Origin of the sequence: Synechococcus sp. R5-12 (assembly GCF_047502655.1) — a bacterium.
Lineage (GTDB): Bacteria > Cyanobacteriota > Cyanobacteriia > Thermostichales > Thermostichaceae > Thermostichus.
In genome coordinates this window covers 1-6,086 of sequence record NZ_JANSIM010000027.1, presented here as the reverse complement: position 1 = coordinate 6,086, position 6,086 = coordinate 1, and the positions used below count along the sequence as shown (strand labels likewise).

Annotated in this window: 4 protein-coding genes; all 4 read right to left on the bottom strand. The window is 59.1% G+C overall.

Annotated features, from left to right (window positions below; all coding sequences use genetic code 11):
- Window positions 1-164: 164 nt before the first annotated feature.
- The 4 genes from NW843_RS02035 to NW843_RS02020 all read right to left on the bottom strand — a co-directional run bounded on the left by NW843_RS02035 (window position 165) and on the right by NW843_RS02020 (window position 5,841).
- Entirely contained in the window at window positions 165-1,622 is a 1,458-nt protein-coding gene (locus tag NW843_RS02035; protein ID WP_414400096.1) for a circularly permuted type 2 ATP-grasp protein, read from the bottom strand.
- A 167-nt stretch (window positions 1,623-1,789) separates the two neighbouring features.
- Window positions 1,790-3,592, bottom strand: a complete 1,803-nt coding sequence (locus NW843_RS02030; protein WP_414521966.1) for a glycosyltransferase family 39 protein — start codon at window positions 3,590-3,592, stop codon at window positions 1,790-1,792.
- 216 nt (window positions 3,593-3,808) lie between these two features.
- Window positions 3,809-4,069 carry a DUF6761 family protein gene (locus NW843_RS02025; protein WP_011434405.1) on the bottom strand — a complete coding sequence of 87 codons (261 nt, stop codon included), beginning with the start codon at window positions 4,067-4,069 and terminating at the stop codon, window positions 3,809-3,811.
- 98 nt (window positions 4,070-4,167) lie between these two features.
- A complete protein-coding gene (locus NW843_RS02020; protein WP_414341768.1) occupies window positions 4,168-5,841 on the bottom strand; it encodes a CocE/NonD family hydrolase in 1,674 nt (557 codons plus the stop codon).
- Between the last annotated feature and the right edge of the window lie 245 nt (window positions 5,842-6,086).

The window sequence follows — 6,086 nt, the reverse complement described above, 5'->3', positions numbered from 1 at the left end:
TGAACAGTGATGTTCAGCAGTGTTCAGCGTAAATGTATCAGGTCAAGCAACTGCGCCTTCACGCCCAGCACTACGTGGATTTGGCGCTTCAGCATGCCAGCTGCCTTGGTCAGTGGAGCAGATGTTCGGGCGAGCGGCTCTGAACCTATTTTGCAAGCCGTCTCTCAACAGCCGGGATCCGCGCAGAGCACCCAGGTATCTTTGCTTCCGCCCCCCTGGGAGGAGTTCACCACCAGAGATCCCTTCTTGAGGGCGACGCGGGTCAGCCCCCCTGGGTGAACGTAGATCTCTTTGCCGTAGAGGATATAGGGCCGCAAGTCCACATGACAGGGTTCTAGACGGGGGCCTTCTCCCCGATCCACCAAGGTGGGCACGCGAGAAAGGCACAGGGTGGGTTGGGCGATGTAGTTGCGCGGCTGGGCGCGGATTTTCTCAGCAAAAGCAGACCGCTCTGCCGGTGTAGCCTGGGATCCCATCAGCATGCCATAGCCGCCTGACTCGTTGGCTGCCTTCACCACCAGCTTGTCCAGGTTTTCCAGTACGTACGCCTGATCCTTAGGATCCCAGCAGAGGTAGGTGGGCACGTTGGGCAAAATGGCTTCCTCTCCCAGATAGTAGCGGATCATCTGGGGCACATAGGCGTAGATCACCTTGTCGTCCGCCACCCCCGTTCCCAAAGCGTTGGCAATCGCCAGCCGCCCTGACCGATAAACCTCAAACAGGCCGGGTACCCCCAAGAGGGAATCAGGGCGAAAAGCAAGGGGATCGATGAAGTCGTCGTCGATACGGCGGTAGATCACATCCACCCGCTGCAGCCCTTTGGTGGTGCGCATTTGCAAATAGCCATCTGCCACCACCAGATCCCGTCCTTCCACCAGCTCCACCCCCATCTGCTGGGCGAGGAAAGAATGCTCGAAGTAGGCGGAGTTGTAGATGCCGGGGGTGAGCACCACCACCGTTGGGTTGGCTAGGTGCGGCACCAGGTTAAGCAGAGTATCCAACAAATGGCTAGGGTAGTCGTCCACCGGGCGGATCCCCATGGTGTTGAACAGGGAGGGAAAGGTGCTTTTCATCACCCGCCGATTTTCCAGCACGTAGGAGATTCCCGACGGACAGCGCAGGTTGTCTTCCAGCACGTACCAAGTTCCGTCCCGATCCCGCACCAGGTCGGTGCCGGTGACGTGGCACCAAATTCTCCCCGGCGGGTTGAGCCCCACACAGGGCCGCAGAAATCCCTTGGCCGTTTCGATCAGCTCGGCAGGGATCACCCCATCCTTAAGGATCTTCTGGTCGTGATAGACATCGTCGATGAACAGGTTGAGGGCGTGGATGCGCTGCTTGAGACCCTTCTCCAGCCGCTGCCACTCGGAAGCCGAGACGATGCGGGGAATGATGTCAAAGGGGAAAATTCGCTCCGTGCCCTGGCTATCGCCATAGACGTTGAAGGTCACCCCCATTTGAAAGAGGGCCGCCTGCGCCGCCGCTTGCCGCTGCTGCAGTTCCCCTTCTTCCAGAGAATGAATGCGCTCAATCAGCGGGATCGCCTCAGGACGGGGCTGGTTACGCCCCAAAAACAGCTCGTCGTAAAACCCCTCGCCCGGGTCGTAGGCATCAAAACGCACGTCTGGGATCCCTGGAACGCTATCTTCTTCTACTGTTGGGGGCTCTGGATCTGCATAATGTGCTTTCAGCTACTTTTAGTAGTTTGGCAAAAAGAAAGGACTCCGTCCCGCTGACGCGAAAGGACTCCGTCCCGCGAACAGTGGGTTGGCCAAACCAGGGGGGAGCTCTAGGGATCCGCCACCTCAAAGGCCCATAGCCCCCGCTCGGCAGGGATCCGGTGCAACCGTCCGCTGGGAAAACGCCGTTGCAGTTCTGCCCCTTGCTGATCCCATACCCACTCGTTCATGAACAGGGTAAACGGTGGCTCCAGCGCCTGGATGGGCAACACCTCAGGGGAAAACACCGCTACCTTTTGTTCCCATCCGGCAAAAAATTGGATCCAGCTTTGCCAATAGTGGGGTTCCCCCCAGCCGAAATAGGGGTAGGCAGCGCTGGCGGCCAGATAGAAGCGGTAGTCGGGATCCCCTTGGCGAGCTGCCACATAGCGCCCGGTAGCCCCCACATCATTGCCTTGAGTCCAGCCTTTGTGGACAAAGTCTCCAAAAATGGCCAGGTTCCACCCCCCAATCAGCAGGATTGCCCCCGCCATCGCCGCCGCCGGCAGCCAACTCCCGGCCCGGGATCCCCAGCGTTCCAGGAGACCTGCCAGCACTTGGATCCCTTCCAAGGTTAGATAGGCTACAAAGGGCAGGATCACCAGCAGGCGGGTGTAGTTGGGGGCTTTGGTGATGGCCAAGCTAAACAGCAGGTAGAGAAATAGGAAGCTGCCGATACAGAGCCAGTCGTGGGGCTGGCTGCGCTTCTTGAAAAGGCGGTAGAGGCCGGATCCCAGCCCCAGCCAGATCAAAATCCCCGTCAAGGGATCCACAAAAGCATGGCCGTAGTTGGGATAGATGTAGCCGCGGTCGTGCTGGCCGGGGTCGTTGAACATACTCAGGCCGTTGAAGATGTTGCGCCAGACCGCCTCCTCTGGCGTAGCCGCATTCACCCACATCTGTTGTAACGCCCGCCCTTCCGGGAAAAAGAGAAATTGTTGGCGAGAGTACTCGGCGCTCACCGCAGGTGCTGTGACCGTGGCCACCAGAATGGGCCCAGCCACCAGAAAAAAGCCCAGCGCCGCGGGCACCGTCAGCTTAGCCAGGACCCAGAGGGGATTAGCTTGCTTGTTTTCTCCTCGGAGATCCTCCCGGCCCAGGAGCAGGTACAGAACTCCAAACAGCAACCCCAGCAGGATCACCACCCGCCCCGGCAAATAGCCGTACAGAGAGAAGCCCGCCGCCCCTCCCCCCAGATAGAGCAGCAGGGGGTTTTTCTCCCGCACCCCCTTCAAGATCAAGGCCAAGGCTGCACACTCTACCAAGACAATGAGGTTTTCCCGCATCGCCATACGGCTAATAGCCAGCAGGGCATGGTTGGATCCCAAGAGGGCCGCCCCCGCCAAAGCCAGCCGGGATCCCCAAAATGCCCGAAAAAACCCGTAGGCCACCAGAATGGTGACGACCCCGAAGGCGGCATGTACCGTGCGCACATTGAGCAGCGTGACTCCCCCCATCAGCCGCGTCAGGCCGCCGAAGAGGCTGAACATGAAGCGGGGGAAATAGAAATACTCCGGCATCAGCCCAAAGATATCGGGATAGCGCACCCCTGAGGCGCGACGGGCCATGGAGGTGATCACAATCTCGTCAGTATTGATCTGAAAAGGGATGTTGGGCAGGTCGTAGAGGTAGATCGGGGCAAAGACCAACACCAACAGCCCCAGGTGCAACAGCTCCTGTTGCCAGCGCAGCCGCGTCGGATCCCAAGGGGGTTGAGCCGGGGAAAACTGCGCCCAATACAACCCCACCAGCAGGATGCTCAGCAGCCAGAGGCCAATCTGCAGCACGTGGTAGCCAAACACCCCGTACCAGAGGATCAGGGCTACCCCCAAGCCCAAGCCGGATCCCAGCAGGGGCAGATGCCGGGAGGTCATCACCCTATCCCAAACCGCCATAGAACCGATACGACTGGAATCAGGAACGAATCGATCCCTCTCAGCCTACCAGGCGCAAGATGCTCGACAAAACCAGAACTCAGTCAGCGCCCTCCCCCCTAGTCTTTCTCCCAAGGGGCGAGGGGAGATCAGAAAAGGTTGGAATCAAAACTTTGCCCCACCTGTTCTAGGGATCGCCAACAGGGATTCACAAAATCAATAACCCCGCATCGGCTCCGCCTCTGGCTCCAATTCCGGATCTATGAAGTTGGACGGATCGTAGAGGAAGCGGTTGACCTCGTCCTCAATGCGATAGATCTCGAAGGGCTCCAATTGTTTGCCAGTTCGCAAGGCCAGCAGGTAGCCATCCACCAGCAGACGTAGCTCATCGGTGCGCCGGTAGCCCCGCTGCCAGGTATCCACCAGAGCATCGGTCAAAGCCTGATAGTGCCGGATCAACTTTGGGTCTTGCAACATGGTGTTCCCTTGCCCTGCCTGTTTCTATCCTAACGTTTGGTGTCTCTTTGTAAGCGGGGATTGCGAACGGGATCCCGAAGCTTGGTCTCTTCTTGGCTTCAAGCCATGGGCAGGTGCAGCCGCGAAGGCGTCTCGCCACCGCTGCGGAGAGTGATGGTGAGAATGCGGGCCTCAATCAGCCGCTCTTCCCGCATTCCCGTGCCTGTGTTGACAGGATAGGCCGGAAAACAAGCCGCGCTAAGGCTGAGGCGCAGAGCATGACCGCAAGGAATGCGAATACAGGTGGGCTGACAGGGAATCAGAATGGGGGTACTGGGCTGGGGATCCCGTAGGCGACAATAGCCTTGGGAAAAGTTATACACCTGCCCATCGGGCCTTACCACCGAGAGCACAGCGCAAAGATCGAAACTGGGGCTGTCGGCCTCCGCGTACACCTCCACAGCAATGTCCCCGACCAGAACCAGCTCGGCTTGCAGCGGCGGAGTGGTATAGGTCAGGACATCGGTGCGGCAGTCGAGGGCGGAGCGCTCTTGCGGCCCGGCAGGCTGAACTAGGTGGCCCCCCAAGGCCGGCACCGGTCGCCAGGGATCGTGAACAAAGGTATCCGATTGTTGCGTCGGCGAGGGTTCAGGGCGAAGGGATCCCTCTGCTTCTGAAAGGGCAGCCAAGCCGGTGCTGTGTAGGTAAAAAGCTTTTGGCTCAGGGGTAGGCCAAGCATCAAAGCCGCGCCAGCGGTTGGATCCCATCTCGAACAGGCGTACCGGCGGCTCCTGGAGGATCCCTGTATCTTTGCCTTTGAGGAACTGGTCAAACCAGCGCACCTGCAGGCGATCGATGGGGCTGACAGCCTCTGGGCCAAAGTCCAACGCCCCCACTTTGCGCCCCCAAGGGAGATGGATCCAAGGGCCGATGATCAGGTATTGAGGGTTCTGGCTGCGGGCGCTCATTTCCTTGTAGAGGCGCAGGCTACCACTCAGGTAGCTGTCAAACCAGCCGGCAATGTGTAGCATCGGCAGATCCACCACCTCTAGACGGGGAGAGAGCTTGCGCCAGTATTCATCCGGCTCGCTGTGCTCCAGCCAGTCGAAGTAATAGGACTGGGGGGCATACTGCTGCAACACCCCCGGCTTGAGGGGGATAGGGTCGTAGAGGGGGAGATTGCGGGCAGCTTTCAAAAGCGCTTGGTAGGCATTGGCATCCCCCCTGAGACGCGCCCCTTCGGTCTCCAGTTGCAAGGCCCAACTGAGGTTGTTGTAGAAGGCAAAGGCCCCCCCTGGGTAAGCGGCATCGGCATAGAGATCGTAAGGCAGCATCGCCGGGCAGATGGCCTTCAAGGCGCTGGGACGGGTAGAAGCCGCATACAGCTGGGTCATGCCCTGATAAGAGAAGCCGTACATGCCCACTACGCCGTTGCTCCCCGGCAAGGCAGCCGCCCAATTGACGGCGTCAAACCCGTCTTCCACCTCATGGCGGAAAGGGTAGAAGGATCCCTTGGAAGTTCCCCGTCCGCGCACATCCTGGATGACCACAATGTACCCCTGGGCCGCATACCACCTGGGATGGGCATACACCACCGTCGAGGCAATGGCCCGCCCATAGGGCTGCCGCATCAGCAAAACCGGGTAGCTCCCCTCCCCTTGCGGGCGATAGACATCCGCGTCCAGTTGGATCCCGTCGCGGGTGAACATGGAAACAGTTTCGCGGGGGCGAACGGGCAACATGGCCTGGGTTGGGCTAGCGGATCTTGCCAAAGGGATACCAACCAAGGACAACCTAAGGGATCCCTGGGTGGATTCTTCCTAAGATAAAACAGAAGCCCTTATGAGAGGGAGAAACTCCCACCAGAGTTTGAGCTCCTTCCCTGGTATTGCCCTTGATCTCCGGCCTGCTGGCGCAAACGCAGCCCCCTCCAGACCCCTCTTTTATGGCTTTTATGGATTTATGGAAACAGAGACCCCGGGAAAAGATTTGTCGGAGCATGCCTCTAACCCCCAAAACCCTGAACTTTGCTGAATTT

What these genes read in the sequence shown, in the direction of transcription:
- NW843_RS02025 (WP_011434405.1), bottom strand. Translation starts at nt 4,069, where the DNA reads ATGTTGCAAGACCCAAAGTTGATCCGGCACTATCAGGCTTTGACCGAT.
- NW843_RS02030 (WP_414521966.1), bottom strand. Translation starts at nt 3,592, where the DNA reads ATGACCTCCCGGCATCTGCCCCTGCTGGGATCCGGCTTGGGCTTGGGG.